Genomic DNA, 23,061 nt, shown 5'->3' with positions numbered 1-23,061 from the left:
CATTTTACCGTAGCTATGTGGTAAAGCGCACGGTTTGCCGGGAGGCCGCTGGGCATACTTGGGGATATTGTCTCCCGCCACAAGCCCATCACCGCGGCCAGTCCTGCCTGTCAAGATGGCGTTTTCTATAGGATAATCCCGGTTTGAGGTTTTTACGGGCATCAGCCGGAGAGTTCTAAGTGGAAAATTTATACGCGATCCTCGGCGTCGCGCCGAACGCGACGGACGACGAGATCAAGAAAGTCTACCGCTCGCTCGCGATGCGCTACCACCCGGACCGTAACCAGGCGCCGGGCGCGGAAGCGCGTTTCAAGGCCGTCACCAAGGCCTACGAGGTCCTGTCGGACCCGACCAGGCGCGCCGAATACAACCAGAGCGTCAACCACCGCATCGTGCTCGATGCCGAAGGCGAGGCCTTCGAATTGTGGCGTTCGGTGTTCGCGCTGCACGGCGTGAACCTTCCGCACTGAATGCGGGATTAACGAAAGAATTGAAGCAACCATGAAAAAAGTACATCCGGAATTCGCTTTCCAGTCGCGCGAACTGGAAGGCCAGATCGAAGGCACGCTGGGCGATCCGCCGAATCGCAAGAACTACGACATGATGGTGCAGGCCCTGGTGTCGGAATACGCCAACGGCGACGGCCTGGACGACGTCAACATGATGGCCTTCGCCCTGGTCGACCGCATCCGCTTCACGGATCCGAAGGGCCTGATCCGCGAAGCCATCGATTACGAAGGCGACGATCCGGCGAAAGTCTTTGCCATGGCCAATTGCGACGGCGCCGACGGTAACGACGAGGAAGGCAAGGCCATGTACGCCGCAATCTGCGAGAACCATCCGGAACTGGCGCGCCAGGCCATCGTCACCGCCTTCCTGTACAAGAACCAGGCGCGCTGGGAAGACGACGACCAGTCGCTCGACCAGCTGGCGAAGGACGACGAGGGCGACGACGAGCTGGATGAAACCGCCGCCGGCGACGATTTCACGCAGATCTTCGACCCGGAGGGTGAGCGCGAATGAGCGACGAATCTAAATCCAACGAATCCAAATCCAACCTGCCGGCACTGACCCGGCAGGTCAATGAACTGGTGCTGGCCGGCTCCCTGCAGCACGCCGAGGAAGCCCTGTCCAAGGCCGCCGACGAGCACGGCGACTATGCCGTGGCCGAGGTGCTGTCGACCCTGCCGCCGCAGGTGACGGCCCTGCACCTGGCCGGCTTCGATGGCGCCAAGACCTCGGTGGCGACCCTGCTGGTGCCGCCGAAGGCCTGGGCCGAGAGCCTGGCCTACCTGGCCGCCACCTGGCCGGACGACATGATCGAGGACGATCCCGAGCGTATCGCCGAGAACCTGTTCAACCATATTCACGGCGTGGTCTACGCCACCGACGACGAGGACCGCCGCCACGAGCTGCTGAGCGAGGCCTCCAGCTCCGACTGGGGCGCGACCGCCTTCGCCATCGTCTGGTCGCTGGCGCCGAAGGAGATCCTCGAGGTGGCCGGCGAGATCAACAGCCGCGGCCGCTACGTGACCGGCCAGACGACTTCCGACAGCGACATCGTGCCGCTGGCGATCGACCTGGCCAAGGCCAGCGAGGACGGCTGGGAACGTTCGCTGCTGGAACTGTTCCCGGAATACCGCAATACCGCCGACCTGGCCGACGTCGAGCTGCCGGACGACCCCGACGAGGAGTCGGAATTCCAGCATCGCGGCACCCGCGAACTGCTGCACCGCCTGCGCAAGCAGGTGCCGTCGGTGCGCGGCACGCCCAAGCGCAGCTCCCGCCGCAGCATGGGCACGGACATCTTCTCGTGAGCGGAGCCATCGCAAGCATGCTGCCGGCAATCGTTATCGAAAAGCTGCCACGCCTGATCCGCGCGATCAGGCACCTGGCGGAGACCGCCACGCCCGACGAAGCGGTGGGCCTGGCCGACGAACTGGCCGGGATCACCGCGATGGTGGCCGAGAAGTTCACCAACGACCGCACCGCCGAAGGCATCCAGCGCGCGCAGCTCCTGACCGTCGGCGGAATGTCGCTGGGCCTGGAGTACCTGCTGGAAGAGGAAACCGACGACGAAGTCGGCGACAAGGCCGCAGCCGGCATCCTGATCTCGGAAGGCGCGGAGCTGGTGTTCCAGCAGGGCTTCCGTTTGATTCGCGAACTGGCCGCGCTGCCGGAGGACAGCCTGGTGGGCGAGTACGACACCGACCCGGTGTACGCCCAGCGCCGCCTGAAGGAGCTGTTCGTCGACATCTGCACCGCCGATCCGGGCGAGACCTGGTCGGGCTACGAGCGCTACCAGGGCCAGCTCAAGCAGCGCCAGGGGGTGCAGGCGATCGTGCGCGCGGCCCAGTGGCTGCGCCGCCATCACTACGAAGGCCCGGTCAAGGATCCGGACCTGAACGCCGAGGGCGTGATCGCGCTGGCGATCGTGTTCGGCATCGAGGGAGGCGGGCGGATCGTGGCGCGCACCGGCCAGAAGGAATTCGAGCGCTTCGTGAAGGCGGTGCGCAAGACCAAGCCGGACTTCGATACCGGCTGGGTCCAGCTGCTGGAGAATATTCCGGCGCCGCACCACGCCATCATCGCCGAGCGCATCGCCCTGTACCGCAACAGCGACATCATCCGCGACATCGGGGGCAGCACGCCGCTCAAGCAGCTGTTCGTCGAGCTGGAGAATTTTGCCGGTTCCGAGATCGACGCCGAGTACCCGTGATGTTTGCGTAGGGTGGGCACGGCGTGCTCACCCTATATAAGTCCTGGATTCGGCAAATATCTATTCTGAGGCAGCAGGAAACGGCTTCCTGATGCTCAAATCCGGCGAATTTATTGCCGGGTTCGTCAGCTCATCCATGCCGTTCGTGCGCCACGCTCCGGTCAACAGGGCTACCATGCAGCTCTCTTTCGTCAACAAAGCAAGGAGATCGACATGTTGCAAGCACGCGAAATCCAGCAGCGCTTTTCCCATATCCAGCAAACCATCAAGGACGCCGAGCAGGCCTGCCGTTCGCACGACGCTCCCGAGGACCTGAAGGACTGTATCGAGAAAATGGCCCGCGAATCCCAGCAGGCCCAGCAGGTGATGCAATCGAGCGACCAGCAGCGCATGGTCGAAGCCGTCGACAACCTTGAATCGATGGGCGACGAGGCGAAGCGCATCAGCCGCTCGGCATCGAGCATGTCGCCGGAGCTGGAGACGGCGGTCACCAAGGTGCACGCCGAACTCTCTAATCTAAAGCACCAGCTACATTAAAGAACCTTCTTCTCCCTCAGGGCGGTGATCTCCTCGCCGCTCTTGCCCAGGATCTCGGCCAGCACCTCCTCGGTATGCTGGCCGAGCAGCGGGGGCGCCTTGGCGCTGGTGGAAGGCAGCGCCGACATCCGCATCGGGCTGCGCACCAGCTTCACCTCACCCGCGGTCGGGTGCGGCAGGGTCATTTCGATGCCGCGCGCCTTCACCTGCTCGTTCGCGAACACCTCGTCCAGGTTGTTGATCGGACCGCAGGGCACGCCCACGTCTTCCAGCATCGCGATCCATTCGTCGCGCCCGCGCTCCTTCACCATCCCGGCCAGCAGCGGAACGAGGATGTCGCGGTTCTTCACGCGCTGGGGATTGGTGGCGAAGCGTTCGTCGAGCGCCAGCTCGGGGCGGCCGCCGGCCTGCACGAACTTCTGGTACTGGCCGTCGTTGCCGGCGGCGACGATGATGTGGCCGTCCGCGCAGGCGAAGGTCTGGTAGGGCACGATGTTGGCGTGGGCATTGCCCCAGCGCTTGGGGCGCTTGCCGCTGTTCAGGTAGTTGCTGCCGACGTTGGCCAGCATCGCCACCTGGGTGTCGAGCAGGGACATGTCGATGTACTGGCCTTCTCCGGTGCGGTCGCGGTGGGTCAGGGCCGCCAGCACGGCGATGGTCGCGTACATGCCGGTCATCAGGTCGGTCAGGGCCACGCCGGCCTTTTGCGGACCGCCGCCCGGCAGTTCGTCGCGCTCGCCGGTGACGGACATCAGGCCGCCCATGCCCTGGATCAGGAAGTCGTAGCCGGCGCGGTGCGCATACGGACCGTCCTGGCCGAAGCCGGTGATCGAGCAGTACACGATGTCCGGCTTGAGCGCCTTCAGCGACTCGTAATCCAGGCCATAGCGCTTCAACTGGCCGACCTTGAAATTCTCCAGCACGACATCGCAGTGGCGCACCAGTTCGCGCAGCAGGGCCTGGCCGTCCGGGCTGGCGATATCGACCGTCACCGAACGCTTGCCGCGGTTCGCCGACAGGTAGTAGGCCGCCTCGCCGGTCGGCTTGCCATCAGGCCCGGGCGCATACGGCGGACCCCAGGCGCGGGTATCGTCGCCGCTGTCCGGGCGCTCGATCTTGATCACGTCGGCGCCAAGGTCGGCCAGGTTCTGCGAGCACCAGGGGCCGGCCAGCACGCGCGAAAGGTCGAGCACGCGGATGTGGTTCAATGCTGCCATTCTGTCTCCAATGGTTGTGTTATCGAGAGATTATATCGGGCGCTAGACGGCGCTGCCGGGCGCGGTCAGGGCCTGGGCGAACTGGTCGCGCTCGCGGTCGACGATGCCGTCCACCACACGCTCGTCCAGCCCCATCGCTTCCAGCACGAAGGCGGACAGCTGCAGGCTGGCTTCCAGCGTCTCCGGCACCACCACGCTGGCGCCGGCCAGCTTGAGGGCGCGCGCATGCCGCTCGTCGCGCGAGCGGGCGAACAGGCGCGCGTGCGGGAACTCGCGCCGGATCCCGCGCACCGCCTGCAGCGCCGACGAGGGGTGGTCCATGGTCAGCACGATGGCCGGCGCTTCGTCCGCGTGCACGCGGCGCAGCAGTTCGGGGCGGGCGGCATTCCCGAAATACACCGGAATGCCCTCGGCATGCAGCTTCGACACCAGCTTGGCGTCGTTCTCGAAAGCCACGTAGGGAATGTGCTGGCTGGCGAGCAGCTTGGCCAGCTGCTGGCCGACGCGGCCGAAGCCGGCGATGACCACGCGGCCGCGCGCCTCTTCCAGCCCGCCTTCCATGTGCCGCGCCTCGAGCTCGCGCGCCTGGCTTTCGGCACGCTCGCCGATCGTGCGCCCGATCCGCGCCAACAGCGGCGTCAGGAACAGCGACAGGCCCACCGCCAGCATCACGCGGCCGCCCAGGCTGGCGTCGAGCAGGCGGCTGCTGACCGCGTAGCCGATCACGATGAAGGCGAATTCGCCGCCCTGGCCCAGCAGCAGGCCGCCTTCGAGCGCGCGGCCCCAGGGCAGGCCGCCGATCCGCATCAGGGAAGCGATCACGCCGGCCTTGATCAGCACCAGGATCAGCACCGCGCAGGCCAGCCACAGCGGCGCGTGGACGATCTGCAGCGGGTCCATGTTCATCCCGACCGTCATGAAGAACAGGCCCATGAGCAGGCCCTTGAAGGGCTCGACCATCAGCTCGACCTCGTGCTTGAACTCGGTCTCGGCCAGCAGCAGGCCCGCGATCAGGGCGCCCAGCGCCATCGACAGCCCGGCCATCGACGACAGGCCGGCGATGCCGAAGGTCGACAGCAGGATCAGGGCCATGAACACGTCCGGCTGGCGGTGGCGGGCAAAGGCGCGGAACAGCGGATGGACGACCCGTCCGCCGATCAGGTAGATCAGGGCGATCGCCACGGCCGCCTTGCCCATCGCCAGCAGCGCCAGCACAGTCACGCTGTCGCCGGGCGCATGGCCGCCGAGGGCGCCGATCAGGATCAGGATCGGCACCACGGCCAGGTCCTGCAGCATCAGCACCGCGAAGGCGGCCTGGCCCAGCGGCGTGCCGGTGGTCTGGCGCTCGCTCAGCAACTGCATCACGACCGCGGTGGAGGACAGCGACAGCACCAGGCCGAGCACCAGCGATGTCTCGATGCGCTGGCCCAGCAGCAGGAACACGGCGCCGCCGAGCAGCAGGGCGCACAGCAGGACCTGGGACGTGCCGGCGCCGAACACCCAGCGCCGCATCGCCCACAGGCGCGCCGCCGACAGCTCCAGGCCGATCATGAACATCAGGAACAGCACCCCGAGTTCGGCCAGCATGGCGACGTCCTCGTTGTTGGGGAAGGTGAACCAGGCCAGCCAGGGCAGGTCCTGGGCCAGGCGGCCCAGGCCGAAGGGCCCGAACAGGGCGCCGACCGCCAGGAAGCCCAGCACCTGGTTGATGCGCAGGCGCTGTAATAGCGGGATCAGGATGCCGGCGAGACTGAGGAACAGCAGGATTTCCCGCAGAAAGGGAAAGGGGTGTTGCTCTTGCACGGAATACGGCCTTTCATGAAGACGATCCGGGACATTGTATAACGCGTGTTCATGTTGCCGGCAAAACCATTACTTGCCACTTTGCCAGCATTCTTCGTACACTGCGTCATCTATTCCGATCATTCGACCATGGCATCCAGACTCGAACGCAAATGGTGGTTTGCCGCCCCGGTGGCGGTGGTGGCGGTACTGCTGACCCAGTATGTAATGAATGCCGCCGGGATTGCCCACCCCTACAATTTTTCCCAATGGCTGCTGTACTTCCTGTGCTTCGCAGGCTTGCAGCGCGGCTTTTCGTTTGCCGGCTGGCTGCTCGTGCTGTGCCTGTCGCCGGCGAGCGAAGTGCGGGAACGCACAAGGTAAGCGAACATGCCTTATCCGGACTACGAATCGAGCGCGGAAGCGGAAGTATCGAAGGCATTGCGCCACGACGCCTTGAAAGCGCGTTTGCATCGCAGGAGGCCCTCGAAGGCGCTGATCGCAGCTGCGGCGGCGGGTGCGCTGCTGCCCAGGTGGCTTGACCTGCCTCCCGTTTCCGCAAGTATCGTGAGCGGGCTGCTGGCGGCGGCGATATTCATGCTTGTCGAGCGGCTGATCAGGCGGCAACGATGAAATTCGACGCCATGGCCGAAAAACCGTCCAGCCTGCTTTTCCTCCCCGGCGCCCTCGGCCGCACCGAATTCTGGCACCCCGTCGCGGATCTGCTGACGCATCCGGCGCAAAAGCGGCACCTGGGCTGGCCCGGCTTCGGCGGCGTGCCGCCGGATCCGGCCGTCCACGGCATCGACGACCTCGTCACCAGGGTACTCGGGCACATCGACCGGCCCAGCGCCCTGATCGCGCAATCGATGGGCGGCGTGGTCGCCATGCTTGCCGCGCTGCGCACGCCGGAACTGATCACCCACCTGGTGCTGTCGGTGACCTCGGGCGGAATGCGCATGGACGAGCTCGGGGCACAGGACTGGCGCCCGGCGACCCGGGCCGCGCATCCCGGTCTGCCGGACTGGTTCGCCGGCTACCGCGAGGATCTGACGCCGAAACTGCCGGCGCTGCGGATTCCGACCCTGCTGCTGTGGGGCGACGCCGACCCGATCAGCCCTGTCCGGGCCGGCGAGCGCCTGGCGTCCGTGTTGCCGCTGGCGGAGCTGCACGTCATTCCGGGCGGCGAACACGATGTCGCCGCCACCCATGCGGGCGTGGTCGCGCCCCTCATCAACCGACACCTGTCGAGGTAAACATGGCGCTGGCCCGGATCGTCTTCGCTCTCCTGATCGCCGTGACGCAAGCGGCAAGCGCCAGCGGCGACGGCAAGCAGGACAGGGAAGTCCTTGTCGTTCAACTGCGGGAAGACAGCTTCCTGGGATCGCCGGACGGGCCTTCCGTGCCGCCGCATTACTCGAAGAAGCTGGAATCGATGGAAGGCGTCATCGGCAACGGCATCTATTCCTCGCCCTACCAGGGCTGGCAGATCCGTATCCCGAAAGTGGCGGACAATCCGCGCGTCCATGTCCACCAGGCGCTCATCGCGCGCAGGCCGGACGGCACCGTCATCACGAGCCATGTGCTGTTCCTGCCGGATGGCGGCTTCGGGGCGCAGGCGGTCGTGGTGACGCGCCTGCGGGACGACAGGCCCAAGAGCCGCACCGAGATCCTCGCCCGGTTCGCCCCGGGGAGCGCCGCCGAATTCGCCCAGTACGAGAAACAGGGCGTGAGCTTCAAGGCGGTCGACACCCCGCTGGGACAGGCGCTCCAGCGAACGGTCAGGAACCGTGCCTTTTCATGGCACTTTCCGTATCGCGTCATGATGGATACGGCGCAGGCGAAGGGCAGCCTCGGCGTGTCGCGCTACGTGGTGACAGGCGACTTCCTGTGCGAGTTCAGCATCATCGTCGATGGCGCCGCGGCGCCGACATTCGAGGCGCTGCAGGCGCTCGCCGAACGCGAGCTGGACGCGTTGACCGGCGGGATGCTGAAAACGCCTCAGTAGCTGACGGTCAGCTTCATGTTGAAGGGCACCACGCCGCCGCAGGGCTGGCCGCCGCATTTGCCGGGCGTGTACCCGAGCAGGCCGGCGGCGGTGCCGATCGCACGCTTGACCTCCGGATCGAGGGAGCCCATGGTGGTGACGGTCGTGACCTTGCCGTCCGCATCCACCGCCACGTACAACAGCACATCGTCGTTCAGCCGGAGGCGGCCGGCCAGCTTCGACAGCCCGGCATACAGGTCCTGCGCGCCCCTGAGCGGGTAGGGCGGATCGTCGCCCACCTCCAGCGCCGGATAGTAGGAGCGCACGAAGCGCTGCTGGTCCGGCGTCAGTTCGGCGAAACCCCGGTCCAGCGGCAGCGGTCCATGCGCCACCTTGTTCGGGATATGCGAGCCGACCGGGGCATTGCTGGATGACAGGGAATAGTTGGCGGAGGTCGTGGCACGCGACGGCAGTTCCGGCTTCACGTCGACCCTCAGGCCGTTTTCGAAGCGCACCTCGGCGCGGCGGCCGCTGCCGGCGAAGGTCATCGTGCCCTTGCCGTGGCGCCGGCCGTTCTTCCATTCGCCCTCGTAGGCGCCGCCGAGCATGTAGCTCATCTTGCCGGTGCCGTCGGGCTTGCCGTCCTTCCATTCGCCCTGGTAGCGGTCGCCCTTCGGGAACAGGCCCTCGGCAACGCCGGTGCGATGGCCCATGCGGACCTCGCCCTCGTACTGCATGCCGTCGGCATCCTTGAAATAGCCCTTGCCGTCGGGGACGCCATTGGTGACGGTGCCGATGTAGGTGCCGCCGTCGGGCATCTTGAGCTGGACTTCGCCCGGCGCCATTGCCGGCGCGGGCGCCGCCTGGGCGAGGACATGGTTGGCGCCGCCCAAGGCCAGGCCGAGGGCGAGCAGGAAAGCGGCAGATTGCACGGATGGGTTCCTTGATTCAGCAGGTTCAGTAAAGGGTGCGCAACTTCAGCCTGAACGGCACGACGCCCGCGCAAGGGTGGCCGCCGCATTGCGCCGGCTTGTACTTGAGAAGGCCGGCGCCGGCCGCGATCAGGTCCCGGAATTTGGCGTCGATGGTGGTCATCGTGGTCACCGAGGTCACATTGGCGTCCGCGTCCAGCGCGACGTAGACAAGGATGTCGTCCATCATCTGCATATGGCGGACCAGCGACACCAGCAGCTTGTACAACTCCTTGCCACCTTTCAGTGGATAGGCTGGCTGGTCGCCGGCGTCGAGCGCCGGGTAGTAAGAGCGGACCAGCCGCTGCTGGTCCGGCGTCAGCTCGTCGAAGTCCCGGTCCAGCGGCAAGGTCGAGTAGACCACCTTGTTCCGGATGTGCGAACCCGTCGGGTCGTCGCCCGACAAGAGCCAGAACCTGGCCGAGGCCGTGGCGGCGGAGGCGCGCTCGGCCGGCACGTCGACCCTGATATCGTCCACGAAGCGCACCTCGGCGCGGCGCTCGCTGCCGGCAAAGGTCATGATGCCCTTGCCGTCGCGCTTGCCGTTCTTCCACTCGCCCTCATACGAACCGCCCAGCATGTAGCTCATGGTGCCGATACCGTCGGGCTTGCCGTTTTTCCATTCGCCCTCGTACATGTCGCCATTCGAGAGCCGCGCCTTGGCAAAGCCATTGATGACGGGGCCGTGATAGCTACCGGCGGAGGGGATCGCGAGCCGGATCTCGGGCTGGGATGGCACGGTCGCTTCTACGGGCGGCGTGACGCACCCCAGGGCAAGACCCAGGGCGGACAGGAAAACTGCGGACCGCATGGACGGCTCCTTAGGAGTTCGGATGCATTAATTTTCAGTCAACTTGTTACTGCCAGTCAATAAAAAATTGCAACGTGGTAAAGCCGTGTCCTTGCGGCCCGCACCAGTCCTGGATCAGGATGCCTGGACCGCCTCCGGTGGCGTCACTTCCATCTGGCGATGTTCGCCGGCCAGAGGCTGGCGGGTTTCCATCGACCTGATCAGCTCCTCCATCTCCGGATCGCCCTGCCGGCGCAGCTCGAGGTAGCGGGCCAGCGCATTGTCCAGCGCCGGCAGCAGGATGCCGCGTTCGCTGGTCATTGCCGTGTAGGCCGGGCGGGCGGCGACGAAGCCGCAGTCCGCGGACGGCTTCGCTTCCAGGCGGCTGGCGTCCACGCCGGCGGCCAGGGCCGCCTTCGCGGCCAGTTCGGCCCAGGTGACGCCGCCGGCGTTGGCCAGGTGCCAGATTCCGGCCTCGAAGTCGATGGCGAGATCCAGGCAGGCGTGCACCAGGTCAGGCACATAGGTCGGCGAGACCGTCATGTCGCTGGCGGCCGTGAAGGCCTCGCCGCGCTCGAGCGCCTGCAGGGCCAGGGTGACGAAGTTGTGCCGGTCCCAGGGGCCGAAGAAGGCGGAGGTGCGTACCACCAGGGCGCCGGGATGCTTGTCCAGCACGCGCTGTTCGGCCTCGGCCTTGCTGCGGCCGTACACGTTCAGCGGCGACACCGTACTGCTCTCGGCATAGGGGGCGTCCTGGCGGCCGTCGAACACCAGGTCGCTGGAGAAGGTGGTCAGGTGGACGCCGTGGCGGGCGCAGGCGGCGGCCAGGATCGCCGGACCGATCGCGTTCTCGCGCATGCAGCGCTCGACGTCGTTCTCGGCCTCGTCGACGCGCACATAGCCGGCGGTATTGATCACCGCCCACGGCCGGTGATGGGCCAGCGCGCGCTCGACCGAGTCGGGGTCGGTGATGTCCATGTCCTGGCGCGACAGCAGGCGGAAGGCCAGGTGGCGCTTGCGGCAGAGATGGGCGAAGGCGCGCCCCAGGGTGCCGCTGGCGCCGGTGATCAGGATCGGGCGGCTGCCTTTTCCGACCAGGGTATGGCCGTCGGCCGTGATCGAGGTGACGGCGGCCGGGGTCGCCACCGGCGGGCACAGGAAGCGGCCCGCACGGCGCCACCAGCCCTGGCCGCGCAGCACCGGGTGCGACAGCGGCTGGCCCGACGCCAGTTCGCGCATCATGCGCGCCAGCGCGGTCGGGCGCGGCTCGGGCGAGCGGACGTCGAAGGGGCCGGGCTCGTAATAGCCGCGGTTCTGCGTGACCAGGCTGTTCCAGTCGAAGGAGCCGAGCAGGGACCAGACCGTCACGGCGCGCAGGTCGACGCCGTTGGCGCGGACTTCCTTGGCCGCTTCCCAGATCTCCAGCAGCCAGCGCAGCTGGTCTTCGCGGTTGGCGTCGATGTGGGCTTCGGTGACGGCCAGCGGGATGCGGTAGCGGTCCCACACTTCCGCCAGCAGCGGGGCGATGCCGGCGGTCGGCGTCGCCAGCGCGCGCGAGGCTTCGATGTCGGCGCAGGGAATGCCGTCGGCGGTGCCGCGGTGGTGCTGCGGGTAGCGCTCGGGGCGGTGATCCAGCCAGCGCTCGCTGGTGACGTAGTAGTTGACGCCGATGAGGTCGGGCGGGCAGGGGTTCTCGCGGAACCACAGGAAATCCTCGGCCGGGATGCCGGTCCGCAGCAGATAGTTCCACAGGGCGTGGTCGGGGCCGACCATGCCGCACAGCAGGTCCCAGGCCAGCCAGCGGCGTTCGTTGTAGAACTCGGCCACGTGGGCCAGCTCCGGCGTGCTGTAGGTCTTGCCGAGGTCGTCCGTCTGGACCAGTTTGGCGTTCGGGTTGACGGCGCGGATCGCGCGCATGGCCAGCACCACCGCGCGGCACTGGACCAGCAGGGCCTGGATGAAAGTGCGGTCGTCGCGGCCGTGCGGATACCAGACGCCGTAGAGGCCGGCGAAGCGGGCGGTGGTGCAGGGTTCGTTGACCGGGGTGTAGTACTCCAGCCAGGGGTAGCGCGCGGCCACGGCGCCGGCATATTCGGCGAGCTGCTCGGCAAAGGCCGGGTCGACCAGGCTGGTATGGCGCGGGCCGCTGCCGTGGTGGACCAGGCCGGCGATCGGGGTGACGCCGGCTTCGCGCAGGGCGTTCAGGCGCTCGTCCGGCCAGCTCCAGTCGGCATGGGCGATGCCGTCCGGGGCGGTACGCTCCCAGATGATCGGATAGCGGATCGCACGGATGCCGAGGGAGGCGAAACGCTCGATGTCGGCCGGACGGGTGGCGTGGCCGTTGCGATCGAGCTGGTGGAAATAGTCATCGCGGACGCGATTGACGGTACATTCGAGACCGCCCCAGAGGGCCAAAGGGCGGTTGTGGTGGCTGTTCGTGCTCTTCGTAGAATCCATAAATCACCAATCTATTAGTTTTCTTGCAACAAAAAATTCATGGAACTCCCTTCCGGTCCAGGATGTCAGGGGTATCGGTAAGCTGGCGGTTGACAGCGGTGCGGCAACCTGTAACCATGCCATCATGAATTTTTCGAATACACATTTCATTCTCGTTTCCTGGTGGCGCCGCTAAGCGCGCGCGGCCAGAGAGTTGAATGTGAATCAATGAACGCCGCCTCGATTCAAGGTGGCGTTGTCAATGGCGCGGCAGGATCGGGGCAAGGATAAAAAGGAACCCCGATGAGTCAGCAAACCCCCACCGCTACCAGCTCTGTCATCCTGACCGGCGACCGTCCCACCGGGCCGCTGCATCTCGGCCACTTCGTCGGCAGCCTGCGCAATCGCGTCACTTACCAGGATCAATATCGCCAATTCATCATGCTCGCGGACGCCCAGGCGCTCACGGACAACATGGATGACATAGGTAAGGTACACCGGAACGTGATCGAGGTGGCGCTCGATTACCTTGCCGTAGGGATCGATCCGGCCAAATCGACCATCCTGATCCAGTCCCAGATTCCGGAACTGGCCGAGCTGACCTTCTATTACCTGAACCTGGTGACCGTCGCCCGCCTCGAGCGCAACCCGACCGTCAAGGCCGAAATCGTGCAGCGGGGCTTCGAGCGCGATATCCCGGCCGGCTTCCTGACCTACCCGGCCAGCCAGGCCGCCGACATCACCGCCTTCAAGGCCGGCATCGTGCCGGTCGGCGACGACCAGATCCCGATGATCGAGCAGTGCAACGAGATCGTGCGCAAGTTCAACCGCACCTACGGCCAGGGCAAGGACATCCTGGTCGAGGCCAAGGCGATCGTGCCGGAAGTCGGCCGCCTGCCGGGCACCGACGGCCGCGCCAAGATGAGCAAGTCGCTGGGCAACACCATCAACCTGGGCGCCAGCGCCGACGAGATCCGCGCCGCCGTCAAGCAGGTCTACACCGACCCGCTGCACCTCAAGGTGTCGGACCCGGGCCACCTGGAGGGCAACGTCGCCTTCATCTACCTGGACGCCTTCGACACGGACAAGGAAGGCCTGGCCGAGATGAAGGCCCATTACACCCGCGGCGGCCTGGGCGACTCGATCGTCAAAAAGCGCCTCGAAGGCATCCTGCAGGAGATGCTGGCGCCGATCCGCGCCCGCCGCGAGGAATTCGCCAAGGACAAGGGCCAGGTCATGCAGATCCTGAAGGACGGCACCTTCAAGGCGCGCGAAGTGGCGGCGCAGACCATGGACGAGGTGCGCAAGGCGCTGGGCTTGTCCTATTTCTGATTCCCGCCGGTAGCGCCATCCGCTACCCCGGGTAGCGCGCGGCGGCTGCCGCGGATCCGGGGCTGGTGCGCGTTCTTCGAAAATGGCAAGCTGCGAGGGTTGCCATCCTTAAAAGAGAACTCCGCCATGAACAAAGGCCTGCGCCTGACCGAAACCTGGATGCACCGTGCCCTGTGGCTGGTGGCCGTCATCTTTGCCGGCTTCCTGATCGGCCTCGGCGGCAAGCTGATCGACAACCTGGGCGGACTCGACCCGGCGCCGACCGCGCAGGCCATGCTGGAGCCGGCCGCGGCGGCGCAGACCAGGGCGCAAATCGACCGTGCGGCCAGGGTGCGCGAGGAGGCCGGGCGCGCGCTCGACCAGGCCGAGCAGAAGCATGAGGTCGCCCAAGCCAACACGCGCAGTGCGCGCGAGACTTTCCACAACTGGCTCGCCACCCGCCATGCCACCGTGCGGCCGGACCAGGATGCCGAGCTGATAGCACGTACCCGCGCGCTGGACGGCCTGGCGCAGGACGAACGGACGGCGCTGGCCGCGGTGGAAGCCCAGCGCCAGGTCCGGCTGGATGCGGCCCAGGCCGAGCAGAAGGCGCGGCAAGATTATGCGGCGCTGCTGGAACCGGCCCAGAAGCAGGCCGAGCACGCCGCGCGCCGCGCCGAGCTGCACGTCTTCCTGTACCGCCTGGCGCTGACCCTGCCGCTGCTGCTGGCCGCCGGCTGGCTGTTCCGGCACAAGCGCAACGGCACCTACTGGCCCTTCGCCTGGGGCTTCATCTTCTTTGCCCTGTTCGCCTTCTTCTTCGAACTGGTGCCCTACCTGCCCAGCTATGGCGGCTATGTGCGCTACATCGTCGGCATCCTGCTGACGGTGGCCGGCGGCCGCTACGCGATCCGCTGGCTGCAGGCCTGGCTGGCGCGCCAGAAGGCGATCGAAGCCATGCCCGGACAGCAGCGCAAGACCGGCATGCGCTACGACCTCGTGATGGGGCGCATCGGCAAGGGCCTGTGCCCGTCCTGCGAGCGGCCCGCCAACTACAAGGACGAGACCCTGGCGCATTGCCCGCATTGCGGCTTCCAGTTGTTCGACCGCTGCCCGGTGTGCACGGTGCGCAAGAATGCCTTGATGCGCTTCTGTTTTTCCTGCGGAACGCCGGCGAATACCAGCCTGGCCGATTGAGTTCAGCCGCCGTTGAACTCGCGTCCGTCGATCGGGATGTCGAGGGTGAAGGTGGTGCCGGCCTGTTCCGAACTGTCGAGCACCACGGTGCCGCCGTGGCGCTTGGCGACTTCCTGGACGAAGGGCAGGCCGATGCCCCAGCCGATCTTGTCGGACTGTTCGCCGCGGTTCAGGTATTCGAAGATGTCCTTGCGCCTGTCGTCGGGGATCGGGTTGCCGCAGTTGTGGACCGAGATGACGACGCGGCCGTGGGTCTGGGCGACCTTCACGCTCACTGCCTTTCCGTCGCCGTACTTGGCCGCGTTCAGGGCCAGGTTTTCGAGGGCGCGCCGCAGCGCGCTTTCGTTCCACCAGCCGGTCACGGCTTCGCCGCTCACCTCGCAGTGCGCCGAAGTCGTGTCGTTGACGTGTTCGCCCACCTTCCGCGCCAGCGCCAGGGCATCCACCTGGGCCAGGGGCAGGGCGGCGGTGTGGGGCGCCGGCTGGACGATGGCGTCGAGCTGCTCCTGGATCATCGTTTCCAGGCGCAGGCCGTTGTCCAGGATCTTCCGGGCGATCTTGTCCGACTGGCCCGGACTGGTCGCCAGCAGCAGTTCCGCGCCGGAGACGATGACGGACAGCGGGCTGCGCATGTCGTGCGTGAGCGAGGCGGCGACCCGTTCGCGGAAGGTCCGCTGCAGGGCCGTGAATTCTTCGATGGCGTCGCGGATCGCCTGGTCGAAGGAGGAGCGGATGATGCGGGCTTCCTCGCCGCTGAACTTGATGCCGTGCTGTTTGGCGACCTCGAACAGGACGTCGCGCAGCAGCTGGTATTCGTGGACGATCTCGACGGCCTTGTATTCGGTCGTGCGCGCCCGCTCGCTGCCGTGTCCGGTGGCGGCGGTCGAATCGCTGGCCCCGTTTGCGCGCTCGAATCCCGGACTGAGCGCCTCCGCGATGTTCCCGTAGAACAAGGGGAGGGTATCCAGCAGCACGGGATGGCTGACTTCATCCGCGCCGAGGATCAGGCTGCGCACACGTTTTTCCCATTCGGCAAAAACATCGTCGCGGATGGCCAGGACTTTCCTGGATTGCTCGGATAAGTTCTTGGTGCTGGACTGTTGATTGGTCGAAAGCATCATCAATGGGCCGGACCGGTGCGCGCTGCGCGTCCCGGCCCGGCGGCGTCGTTAGCCCTGCAGATCGGCCGGCACCTTGCCGCCGTTCTGCGCCAGCTTGGTCATGACCTGCTTGTGCAGCCAGATGTTCATGGTGGCCGAGTCGTTGGTGTCGCCGGTGTAGTTCAGCTCGGCCGCCAGTTCCTTGCGCGCCTGCAGGCTGCTGTCCAGGTTCAGCAGCTTCAGCAGATCGACGATCGAGGTGCGCCAGTTCAGCTGCTGGCCCGACTGCTTCTGCATGTTGGTCAGGATCTCCTCGACGTCCACCTGCTGGTTCAGGTTGGAAGCCGGAGCGGCTGCGGCCCCGGTGGTGCCGGTGGTCTGCGCCGGCGCGGCCTGTGGCTGCTGGGCCGGCGCCTGCTGGGCCGGCGGCGGCACGTTCTGCTGGCCGCCGGGGGCGCCGGCCTGGGTGGCTGCCGGATGGTGGGACGGGAAGATCTTGTGGAAGATGTCGCCTAGGATACCCATGTAATTCTCCTTTGTTTAATGACGTTGCATGCCTTGCGCCATATGGCCCAGCGCGATCGCCAGCGCGGCGCCGCCGAGGGCTTTTACCAGGGTCGGATGTTGCGAATAGAAATTGCCCATCTGGTCGACGATGCCTGGATTCTGCTGTTCCGCGTGGGCGGCGATTTCCTGCACCTGCTGGGGCGAGAGCTGGGACGCCTGTTCCGGCGTCACGCTGGTCTGGCCGCCGCCGAGGATATTGCCGAGCGCGCCGCCGGCCACCGACGACAGCAGGGACGGGCCGACGCTGGAGAGCAACTGGTTCAGCATGCCGGCGCGCTGGTCCGGGTTGCTGTTGCCGAACAGCTGGCCGACCATTTGCGGGAAGGGCGGCGTCTGGTCCGAGCGCAGCGCCTGGGTCACGCCGCGCGCCACCTCTTCCTGCGGCGCCTGTTGCGCGACGCGGTCGAAGTCGTCCTCGGCCTGCGCATGGTTGGCGTTGGCGCCGCCGCCCAGGTATTGCTGCAGCAGGTTGCCTAGATCGAATCCCATGATTTCCTCCGGTGTTGAGACAGTCGAAAATGGAGGGTAGGCGCTTCGGCCGGATTTCTCCGTACGTTCATTAACGGACAGTGCGGACAGCCCGGACAAACCGGGGCTTTCGCCAGGAGGGGCATGCTCTCTATAATTGTGTAATTACAACAGCAAGATAGACCAAGAGATCATGCGCTTCAGCACAACCCTGGCGGCCATCGTGACCATCGCCGCCGCCTTCGCCGGCATGCCGCCTGCCGCCCAGGCGGCATCCGTCGCCCAGGCCGGCAGCGCGGCCATCCGGGCCGGCGAACACCAGACCGTCGTCAACGGCGTGCGCCTGTGGTACAAGGTCGCCGGCCAGGGGAGCGCTGCGCCGCTGCTGTTCCTGCACGGCGGCCCCGGCTACAACAGCTACAGCTTCGAGGTCCAGGCCGGCAAGGCCCTGGAAGGGAAGCTCAGGATCATCTACCTGGACCAGCGCGGCAGCGGCCGTTCCGAGCGTCCCTGGACCGGCGCCTATTCCCTGCCGATCATGGTCGAGGACATCGAAGCCCTGCGCAAGCAGCTCGGCGTGCCGAAGCTGGCGCTGATGGGCCATTCCTTCGGCGGCGCCCTGGCGCTCGAGTACGCCGCCGCCTATCCCCAGCACGTCGACAGGCTGGTGCTGGTCAGCGCGGCGTCGAGCATTCCCGACGCCTGCGCCGCCCGCGTCGCCTTCCTGACGCAGCGCTATCCGGCCGACCTGCAGAAGGCGCGCGCCGCCGCCGCCGAACGCAAGGAAGCGCCGGACGAGTGCTTCTTCGCCTTCAACTCGGTGGGCGACGATATCCGCGAGCGCGTCAACGACGAGACCATGTTCCCGGACATGAAACGGGTGGCCGAGCAGCGCGACGTCGATGCGAAGAGCGGCCTGCGCAATACCGGCGAACTGGGCGGCGCCCTGTGGAACAGCGGCTTCCTGTCCTACCGCTTCACCCGCTTCGACCGCCTGACCATGCCGGTGCTGGTATTGGCCGGCGAAGAGGATCATGCGATCGGCCTGCCGGCACAGCGCTCGCTCGCCAAGGCGTTGCCGAAGGCGAAGCTGGTCGAGTACGCCGGCGCCGGCCACTTTCCCTATCTGGACGTGTCGCAGCGTTTCAACAACGACGTGGTGGGCTTCCTGAAGTCCGCCAACTAAGGCCCTTTCCGTATGGACACCATGAGCGGCGGGGCGTAAGCTGCCGTTCATGACGCCCTATCTGCCCATCCTCCTGTTCGCCGCGCTGTATGCGGGCGCGACCCTTGCCTGGCGCCTGCCGCCGGTGGTCGGCGCCGCCTATCTGGCGCTGAGCGTGGTCTGTTTCTTCAGCTATGCGCTGGACAAGTCGGCGGCGCGGCGCGGCGAGCGGCGCACCCCGGAAAGCAGGCTGCTGGTGCTGGGCCTGCTGGGCGGCTGGCCCGGCGCCCTGGTGGCCCAGCAATGGCTGCGGCACAAGACGGTCAAGCAGCCCTTCCGCCGGATGTTCTGGGGCACGGTGGCGCTCAACCTGGCGGGTTTCCTGGTCTTGTCGGCACGCGGATAGGAGAACGAAGCATGTGGCGCTACCCGAAAGTCCTGGCGCATCGCGGCGGCGGTACCCTGGCGCCGGAAAACACCTTCGCCGGCCTGAGACGCGGTATGCGCGCAGGCTTTCGCGCCATCGAATACGACGTCATGCTGGCGCGCGACGGCGTGCCCATCGTGATGCACGACCCCTGGCTGGGCCGCACCGTCGCCGGCTCCGGCAAGATCTGCGACTACGACGCGCTGGAACTGGCCGGCATGGACGCCGGTGCCTGGTTCGGCCGCGCCTATGAGGGCGAGCCGGTGCCGCTGTTCGTCGAGTTCGCGCAATACTGCAAGGTCCACGGCGTGTGGATGAACATCGAGATCAAGCCGGTGCCGGGCCACGACACCGAGACCGGCGCCACGGTTGCGCGCATGGCCGCCGCCCTGTTCGCCGAAGAGCTGGCGGCCGGACAGCTGGAACGGGCGCCGCTGCTGTCCTCGTTCAGCCAGGCGGCGCTGGAAGCCGCGCGCGAGGCGGCGCCCCGCCTGCCGCGCGCCTGCCTGATGGATGCGCTGCCGCCCGACTGGGAGCGCCGCGCCGGCGCGGTGGATGCGGTCGCCATCCACGTCGATCACCGCTACCTGCGCCCGCGGCAGGCGGCGGAGATCAAGGCGGCCGGCTTCGGGCTGTTATGCTATACCGTCAACGACCCGGCGCGGGCTGGCGAGCTGCTGGGGTGGGGGGTGGATGCTGTTTGTACCGATCGGATTGATCTGATTGGGGCGGAGTTTGCGGAAGCTTAGCAGAACCTTCCGTCGTCCCCGCGAAGGCGGGGACCCAAGTTCTGCGCGCGTTTCGTCAGCTCGAACAAACTTGGATTCCCGCCTTCGCGGGAACGACGTGCTAACTGTTGCAATTAGTGCAATCACACCATTCGCGGCCTGCAATTCCCCCCAACAGCTACGCTATAATCATTTTCTTTATATAGCATGCTGCCCTCACACGCCCCTACGACATGAAATCCACCGAAATACGCGAAAAGTTTCTCAAGTTCTTTGAGTCCAAAGGCCACACGATCGTCCGCTCCAGCCCGCTCGTGCCGGGCAACGACCCGACGATGTTGTTGACCAACAGCGGCATGGTGCAGTTCAAGGACGTGTTCCTGGGCCTGGATAGCCGTCCGTACAAGCGCGCCACCACCGTGCAGCGCTGCGTGCGTGCCGGCGGCAAGCACAACGACCTGGAAAACGTCGGCTATACCGCGCGCCACCACACTTTCTTCGAGATGCTGGGTAACTTCAGCTTCGGCGACTACTTCAAACGCGACGCCATCAACTTCGCCTGGGAACTGCTGACCAAGGTCTACGCGCTCCCTAGCGAGAAGCTGACCATCACTGTCTACTTCGAAGACGACGAAGCCTACGACATCTGGGCCAACGAGATCGGCGTGCCGAAAGAGCGCATCATCCGCATCGGCGACAACAAGGGCGCCCGCTACGCCTCCGACAACTTCTGGCAGATGGCCGACACCGGCCCCTGCGGCCCCTGCACCGAGATCTTCTACGACCACGGCGCCGACATCTGGGGCGGTCCGCCGGGCTCGCCGGAAGAAGACGGCGACCGCTTCATCGAGATCTGGAACCTGGTGTTCATGCAGTTCAACCGCGACGAGCAGGGTGTCCTGACCCCGCTGCCGAAGCCGTCGATCGATACCGGCATGGGCCTGGAGCGCCTGGCCGCCGTGCTGCAGCACGTGCACTCGAACTACGAGATCGACCTGTTCCAGCACCTGATCAAGGCCGCCGCCCGCGAAACCGGCGCGACCGATCTCAGCAATAACTCGCTCAAGGTCATCGCCGACCACATCCGCGCATCGAGCTTCCTGATCGTCGACGGCATCATCCCGAGCAGCGAAGGCCACGGCTACGTCCTGCGCCGCATCATCCGCCGCGCGCTGCGCCACGGCTACAAGCTGGGCCAGACCAAACCCTTCTTCTACAAGCTGGTCGAAGACCTCGACATCGAGATGGGCGACGCCTATCCGGAACTGCGCGACGCCAAGGCCCGCGTCATGCAGGTGCTGAAGGCCGAGGAAGAGCGTTTCGGCGAGACCCTGGAAAACGGCATGAAGATCCTGGAAGCCCAGCTGGCCAAGGATCCGCAAAACCTGGATGGCGCCACCGCCTTCACCCTGTACGACACCTACGGCTTCCCGCTGGACCTGACCGCCGACATCTGCCGCGAGCGCAACGTGACGCTGGACGAGGCAGGCTTTGCCGCCGCCATGGAACAGCAGAAGAAGACGGCGCGCGCCGCCGGCAAGTTCAAGATGGCCGCCAACGTCGAGTACTCGGGCGAGAAGAACAAGTTCGTCGGCTACGAAATGCTGGTCCACAATACCCACGTGGTGGCGCTGTACGCCGACGGCGTCTCGGTGCAGGAGCTGAAGGCCGGCCAGGAAGGCATTGTGGTGCTGGACACTACCCCGTTCTACGCCGAATCCGGCGGCCAGGTGGGCGACAAGGGCGTCATCAAATCCTCGGACGGCCTGTTCGAAGTCGAGGACACCCTGAAGATCCAGGCCGACGTGTTCGGTCACCACGGCGTGCTGCGCTCCGGTTCCCTGAAGGTGGGTAACACGGTCGACGCGCAAGTGGACGAAGCCAAGCGCGCGCGCACCATCCGCAACCACTCGGCCACCCACCTGATGCACAAGGCCCTGCGCGAAGTGCTGGGTTCCCACGTCCAGCAGAAGGGCTCGCTGGTCGATCCGGACAAGACCCGCTTCGACTTCGCCCACAACGCTCCCTTGAGCGCGGAAGAAATCGCCAGGGTCGAGCAGATCGTCAACGCCGAGATCCTGCAGAACCATTCGACGAAAGCCCAGCACATGTCGATGGACGACGCCATCAAGCATGGCGCGATGGCCCTGTTCGGCGAGAAGTACGGCGATACCGTGCGCGTGCTGGACATCGGTTCCTCGAAAGAGCTGTGCGGCGGCGTGCACGTCACCCGCACCGGCGACATCGGCCTGTTCAAGATCGTCTCGGAAGGCGGCGTCGCTGCCGGCATCCGCCGCGTCGAGGCGGTGACGGGCGAGGGCGCACTGGCATGGGTGCAGGCGACCAACCGCAAGCTGCAGGAAGCCGCGGCCAGCCTGAAGACCAGCCCGGACGAACTGCCGTCGCGCATCGGCCAGGTCCAGGACCAGGTCAAGGCGCTGGAGAAGGAAGTCAACGCGCTGAAGTCGAAGCTGGCCGCGGGTCAGGGCGATGAGCTGGCCGGCAAGGCCGTCGACGTCAACGGCGTGAAGGTGCTGGCCGCCACCATGGAAGGCGCGGATGTGAACGCACTGCGCGAGACCATGGACAAGCTGAAGGACAAGCTCGGGACCGCCGCCATCGTGCTGGCCTCGGTGCTGGAGGGCAAGGTCAGCCTGATCGCCGGCGTCACCAAGGACGCGACCGCCAAGGTCAAGGCCGGCGAGCTGGTCAACTTCGTCGCCCAGCAGGTTGGGGGCAAGGGCGGCGGCCGTCCGGACATGGCCCAGGCCGGCGGTACCGATGCTGCTGCGTTGCCGCAGGCACTGGCCGGCGTGGCTGGCTGGGTCGGCGAACGCGTATAAGCCAGGGTGGGCACATCGTGCCCACGCGCTCAGCATGAACGGCCGGGAAATTCCGGCCGTTGTCATTTCTGTCAATGTCTTGCCGTTGTCACAACGCAACATGGATACCAAATTTTGATGCGGCGCGTCATAATCCCGCAATTGGAGTACCATGCGGGCATCTGCCCCCTAAAACCGCAGGCAAATGATGAGCGAAACCATACTCGACACCGGCACCATCGAGGTCCAGAAGGACCTGGATGCACGTGGCTTGAATTGCCCGCTGCCGATCCTCAAGGCCAAGAAGGCCCTCGCAGAACTGGCAAGCGGCGAAGTGCTGCGCATCGTCGCGACCGACACCGGCTCGGTCCGCGACTTCCAGGCCTTCGCCAAGCAGACTGGCAATGCATTGCTGGCGCATACCCACATCAACGGCGAATTCACCTTCTGGCTGCGCCGGAAGTAAGCGCGCAAGGACGGCGCGCAGCGCTGCACGGGGCAGGGCAGGGGCAGCCTCGTGTTTTCCATATCCGACTTTTCTATCCGGCAAATCGATTTTCCTCAGAATTAGTGGCATCCTTCTAAGTAAAAAACGCACGATCGTGCTTTAATTCTGTGCTGAAGCAGTTTTGCTCTTATAATTCGGATCATTTTTAGTCAGTCACATTCCATTTTTCAAAGGCCCACTATGAAAGTCCTGGTACCCGTCAAACGCGTGGTCGACTACAACGTCAAGGTCCGCGTCAAGTCCGACGGCAGCGGTGTCGATATCGCCAACGTCAAAATGTCGATGAACCCGTTCGACGAGATCGCCCTGGAAGAAGCGACCCGCCTGAA

24 protein-coding genes and 1 pseudogene are annotated in these 23,061 nt (G+C 65.9%); 17 read left to right on the top strand and 8 right to left on the bottom strand.

Annotation, left to right across the window (positions count from 1 at the left end; all coding sequences use genetic code 11):
• The first annotated feature begins 179 nt into the window (after positions 1–179).
• The 5 genes from AC1DOP_RS02755 (at position 180) to AC1DOP_RS02735 (ending at position 3,256) form a co-directional block, all read left to right on the top strand.
• A complete protein-coding gene (locus AC1DOP_RS02755) occupies positions 180–470 on the top strand; it encodes a DnaJ domain-containing protein (RefSeq protein WP_442122595.1) in 291 nt (96 codons plus the stop codon).
• A 31-nt stretch (positions 471–501) separates the two neighbouring features.
• On the top strand, positions 502–1,023 hold the full coding sequence (locus tag AC1DOP_RS02750; protein WP_442122596.1) for a hypothetical protein: 522 nt from the start codon (positions 502–504) through the stop codon (positions 1,021–1,023).
• A complete protein-coding gene (locus AC1DOP_RS02745) occupies positions 1,020–1,817 on the top strand; it encodes a hypothetical protein (protein ID WP_442122597.1) in 798 nt (265 codons plus the stop codon). Before AC1DOP_RS02750 ends, AC1DOP_RS02745 begins: the two co-directional genes overlap by 4 nt.
• A 17-nt stretch (positions 1,818–1,834) precedes the next feature.
• Complete coding sequence (locus AC1DOP_RS02740; protein WP_477250102.1) at positions 1,835–2,719, top strand: hypothetical protein; 885 nt, start codon at positions 1,835–1,837, stop codon at positions 2,717–2,719.
• Between the two features lie 213 nt (positions 2,720–2,932).
• Entirely contained in the window at positions 2,933–3,256 is a 324-nt protein-coding gene (locus AC1DOP_RS02735; RefSeq protein WP_442122598.1) for a hypothetical protein, read from the top strand.
• Here the strand turns inward: AC1DOP_RS02735 and AC1DOP_RS02730 are convergent.
• Both AC1DOP_RS02730 and AC1DOP_RS02725 read right to left on the bottom strand, forming a co-directional pair.
• Positions 3,253–4,473 (bottom strand): CaiB/BaiF CoA transferase family protein, encoded by a 1,221-nt coding sequence (locus tag AC1DOP_RS02730; RefSeq protein ID WP_477249672.1) that lies wholly within the window; start codon positions 4,471–4,473, stop codon positions 3,253–3,255. The genes AC1DOP_RS02735 and AC1DOP_RS02730 overlap by 4 nt on opposite strands.
• 42 nt (positions 4,474–4,515) lie before the next feature.
• On the bottom strand, positions 4,516–6,276 hold the full coding sequence (locus AC1DOP_RS02725; RefSeq protein ID WP_442122600.1) for a cation:proton antiporter domain-containing protein: 1,761 nt from the start codon (positions 6,274–6,276) through the stop codon (positions 4,516–4,518).
• 129 nt (positions 6,277–6,405) lie between these two features.
• Between AC1DOP_RS02725 and AC1DOP_RS02720 the strand changes: the two genes are divergently transcribed.
• The 4 genes from AC1DOP_RS02720 to AC1DOP_RS02705 are packed head-to-tail and all read left to right on the top strand — an operon-like array spanning position 6,406 to position 8,263.
• The gene (locus AC1DOP_RS02720; protein ID WP_477249670.1) at positions 6,406–6,639 is read left to right on the top strand and encodes a hypothetical protein; all 234 of its coding nucleotides are present in this window, start codon (positions 6,406–6,408) and stop codon (positions 6,637–6,639) included.
• A gap of 6 nt (positions 6,640–6,645) precedes the next feature.
• The gene (locus AC1DOP_RS02715) at positions 6,646–6,888 is read left to right on the top strand and encodes a hypothetical protein (protein WP_442122602.1); all 243 of its coding nucleotides are present in this window, start codon (positions 6,646–6,648) and stop codon (positions 6,886–6,888) included.
• Positions 6,885–7,511, top strand: coding sequence for an alpha/beta fold hydrolase (locus tag AC1DOP_RS02710; protein WP_477249667.1), 627 nt, complete (start codon positions 6,885–6,887; stop codon positions 7,509–7,511). Before AC1DOP_RS02715 ends, AC1DOP_RS02710 begins: the two co-directional genes overlap by 4 nt.
• 2 nt (positions 7,512–7,513) lie before the next feature.
• Positions 7,514–8,263, top strand: a complete 750-nt coding sequence (locus AC1DOP_RS02705; protein ID WP_442122604.1) for a hypothetical protein — start codon at positions 7,514–7,516, stop codon at positions 8,261–8,263.
• Here AC1DOP_RS02705 and AC1DOP_RS02700 read toward each other — a convergent pair.
• The 3 genes from AC1DOP_RS02700 to AC1DOP_RS02690 form a co-directional block, all read right to left on the bottom strand.
• The gene (locus AC1DOP_RS02700; RefSeq protein ID WP_477249665.1) at positions 8,257–9,174 is read right to left on the bottom strand and encodes a hypothetical protein; all 918 of its coding nucleotides are present in this window, start codon (positions 9,172–9,174) and stop codon (positions 8,257–8,259) included. The genes AC1DOP_RS02705 and AC1DOP_RS02700 overlap by 7 nt on opposite strands.
• Before the next feature lie 25 nt (positions 9,175–9,199).
• On the bottom strand, positions 9,200–10,024 hold the full coding sequence (locus AC1DOP_RS02695) for a hypothetical protein (RefSeq protein ID WP_477249663.1): 825 nt from the start codon (positions 10,022–10,024) through the stop codon (positions 9,200–9,202).
• Between the two features lie 114 nt (positions 10,025–10,138).
• A complete protein-coding gene (locus AC1DOP_RS02690; protein ID WP_477249661.1) occupies positions 10,139–12,460 on the bottom strand; it encodes a family 1 glycosylhydrolase in 2,322 nt (773 codons plus the stop codon).
• Positions 12,461–12,742: 282 nt separating this feature from the next.
• Between AC1DOP_RS02690 and trpS the strand changes: the two genes are divergently transcribed.
• The gene (gene trpS / locus AC1DOP_RS02685; RefSeq protein ID WP_477249659.1) at positions 12,743–13,771 is read left to right on the top strand and encodes a tryptophan--tRNA ligase; all 1,029 of its coding nucleotides are present in this window, start codon (positions 12,743–12,745) and stop codon (positions 13,769–13,771) included.
• Between the two features lie 126 nt (positions 13,772–13,897).
• Entirely contained in the window at positions 13,898–14,947 is a 1,050-nt protein-coding gene (locus AC1DOP_RS02680) for a serine endopeptidase (RefSeq protein WP_477249657.1), read from the top strand.
• A 2-nt stretch (positions 14,948–14,949) separates the two neighbouring features.
• Here AC1DOP_RS02680 and AC1DOP_RS02675 read toward each other — a convergent pair whose 3' ends face one another.
• From AC1DOP_RS02675 to AC1DOP_RS02665, 3 genes are all read right to left on the bottom strand, one after another.
• Positions 14,950–15,963: a sensor histidine kinase gene (locus AC1DOP_RS02675; protein ID WP_477249655.1), complete on the bottom strand. Its 1,014-nt coding sequence runs from the start codon at positions 15,961–15,963 to the stop codon at positions 14,950–14,952.
• A gap of 153 nt (positions 15,964–16,116) precedes the next feature.
• On the bottom strand, positions 16,117–16,572 hold the full coding sequence (locus AC1DOP_RS02670; RefSeq protein WP_477249653.1) for a DUF3597 domain-containing protein: 456 nt from the start codon (positions 16,570–16,572) through the stop codon (positions 16,117–16,119).
• A gap of 15 nt (positions 16,573–16,587) precedes the next feature.
• Positions 16,588–17,103 carry a hypothetical protein gene (locus AC1DOP_RS02665; protein WP_442122612.1) on the bottom strand — a complete coding sequence of 172 codons (516 nt, stop codon included), beginning with the start codon at positions 17,101–17,103 and terminating at the stop codon, positions 16,588–16,590.
• 172 nt (positions 17,104–17,275) lie between these two features.
• On the opposite strand from AC1DOP_RS02665, the gene AC1DOP_RS02660 reads away from it, so the two are divergent.
• From AC1DOP_RS02660 to AC1DOP_RS02635, 6 genes and pseudogenes are all read left to right on the top strand, one after another.
• Positions 17,276–18,268, top strand: coding sequence for an alpha/beta fold hydrolase (locus AC1DOP_RS02660; protein ID WP_477249650.1), 993 nt, complete (start codon positions 17,276–17,278; stop codon positions 18,266–18,268).
• 49 nt (positions 18,269–18,317) lie between these two features.
• Positions 18,318–18,653, top strand: a complete 336-nt coding sequence (locus AC1DOP_RS02655; RefSeq protein ID WP_477249648.1) for a DUF1294 domain-containing protein — start codon at positions 18,318–18,320, stop codon at positions 18,651–18,653.
• An 11-nt stretch (positions 18,654–18,664) separates the two neighbouring features.
• Entirely contained in the window at positions 18,665–19,423 is a 759-nt protein-coding gene (ugpQ, locus tag AC1DOP_RS02650; protein ID WP_477249646.1) for a glycerophosphodiester phosphodiesterase, read from the top strand.
• A 212-nt stretch (positions 19,424–19,635) separates the two neighbouring features.
• On the top strand, positions 19,636–22,245 hold the full coding sequence (gene alaS / locus AC1DOP_RS02645; protein WP_477249644.1) for an alanine--tRNA ligase: 2,610 nt from the start codon (positions 19,636–19,638) through the stop codon (positions 22,243–22,245).
• Between the two features lie 217 nt (positions 22,246–22,462).
• A complete protein-coding gene (locus AC1DOP_RS02640) occupies positions 22,463–22,690 on the top strand; it encodes a sulfurtransferase TusA family protein (protein WP_036238555.1) in 228 nt (75 codons plus the stop codon).
• Between the two features lie 222 nt (positions 22,691–22,912).
• Positions 22,913–23,061 (top strand): annotated as a pseudogene (locus AC1DOP_RS02635) (electron transfer flavoprotein subunit beta/FixA family protein); the annotation flags it as partial.

The sequence above is a fragment of the Massilia sp. 01N410 genome, assembly GCF_056399665.1.
This window is presented reverse-complemented; position numbering and strand designations above follow the sequence as displayed.

Bases quoted from the DNA above. Each gene is read 5' to 3' on its own strand.
- AC1DOP_RS02715 (WP_442122602.1), top strand. From the start codon at position 6,646: ATGCCTTATCCGGACTACGAATCGAGCGCGGAAGCGGAAGTATCGAAG.
- trpS (WP_477249659.1), top strand. From the start codon at position 12,743: ATGAGTCAGCAAACCCCCACCGCTACCAGCTCTGTCATCCTGACCGGC.
- AC1DOP_RS02730 (WP_477249672.1), bottom strand. From the start codon at position 4,473: ATGGCAGCATTGAACCACATCCGCGTGCTCGACCTTTCGCGCGTGCTG.
- AC1DOP_RS02690 (WP_477249661.1), bottom strand. From the start codon at position 12,460: ATGGATTCTACGAAGAGCACGAACAGCCACCACAACCGCCCTTTGGCC.
- alaS (WP_477249644.1), top strand. From the start codon at position 19,636: ATGAAATCCACCGAAATACGCGAAAAGTTTCTCAAGTTCTTTGAGTCC.
- AC1DOP_RS02720 (WP_477249670.1), top strand. From the start codon at position 6,406: ATGGCATCCAGACTCGAACGCAAATGGTGGTTTGCCGCCCCGGTGGCG.
- AC1DOP_RS02655 (WP_477249648.1), top strand. From the start codon at position 18,318: ATGACGCCCTATCTGCCCATCCTCCTGTTCGCCGCGCTGTATGCGGGC.
- AC1DOP_RS02660 (WP_477249650.1), top strand. From the start codon at position 17,276: ATGCGCTTCAGCACAACCCTGGCGGCCATCGTGACCATCGCCGCCGCC.
- AC1DOP_RS02705 (WP_442122604.1), top strand. From the start codon at position 7,514: ATGGCGCTGGCCCGGATCGTCTTCGCTCTCCTGATCGCCGTGACGCAA.
- AC1DOP_RS02695 (WP_477249663.1), bottom strand. From the start codon at position 10,024: ATGCGGTCCGCAGTTTTCCTGTCCGCCCTGGGTCTTGCCCTGGGGTGC.
- AC1DOP_RS02680 (WP_477249657.1), top strand. From the start codon at position 13,898: ATGAACAAAGGCCTGCGCCTGACCGAAACCTGGATGCACCGTGCCCTG.
- AC1DOP_RS02750 (WP_442122596.1), top strand. From the start codon at position 502: ATGAAAAAAGTACATCCGGAATTCGCTTTCCAGTCGCGCGAACTGGAA.
- AC1DOP_RS02735 (WP_442122598.1), top strand. From the start codon at position 2,933: ATGTTGCAAGCACGCGAAATCCAGCAGCGCTTTTCCCATATCCAGCAA.
- AC1DOP_RS02745 (WP_442122597.1), top strand. From the start codon at position 1,020: ATGAGCGACGAATCTAAATCCAACGAATCCAAATCCAACCTGCCGGCA.
- ugpQ (WP_477249646.1), top strand. From the start codon at position 18,665: ATGTGGCGCTACCCGAAAGTCCTGGCGCATCGCGGCGGCGGTACCCTG.
- AC1DOP_RS02710 (WP_477249667.1), top strand. From the start codon at position 6,885: ATGAAATTCGACGCCATGGCCGAAAAACCGTCCAGCCTGCTTTTCCTC.
- AC1DOP_RS02665 (WP_442122612.1), bottom strand. From the start codon at position 17,103: ATGGGATTCGATCTAGGCAACCTGCTGCAGCAATACCTGGGCGGCGGC.
- AC1DOP_RS02740 (WP_477250102.1), top strand. From the start codon at position 1,835: ATGCTGCCGGCAATCGTTATCGAAAAGCTGCCACGCCTGATCCGCGCG.
- AC1DOP_RS02670 (WP_477249653.1), bottom strand. From the start codon at position 16,572: ATGGGTATCCTAGGCGACATCTTCCACAAGATCTTCCCGTCCCACCAT.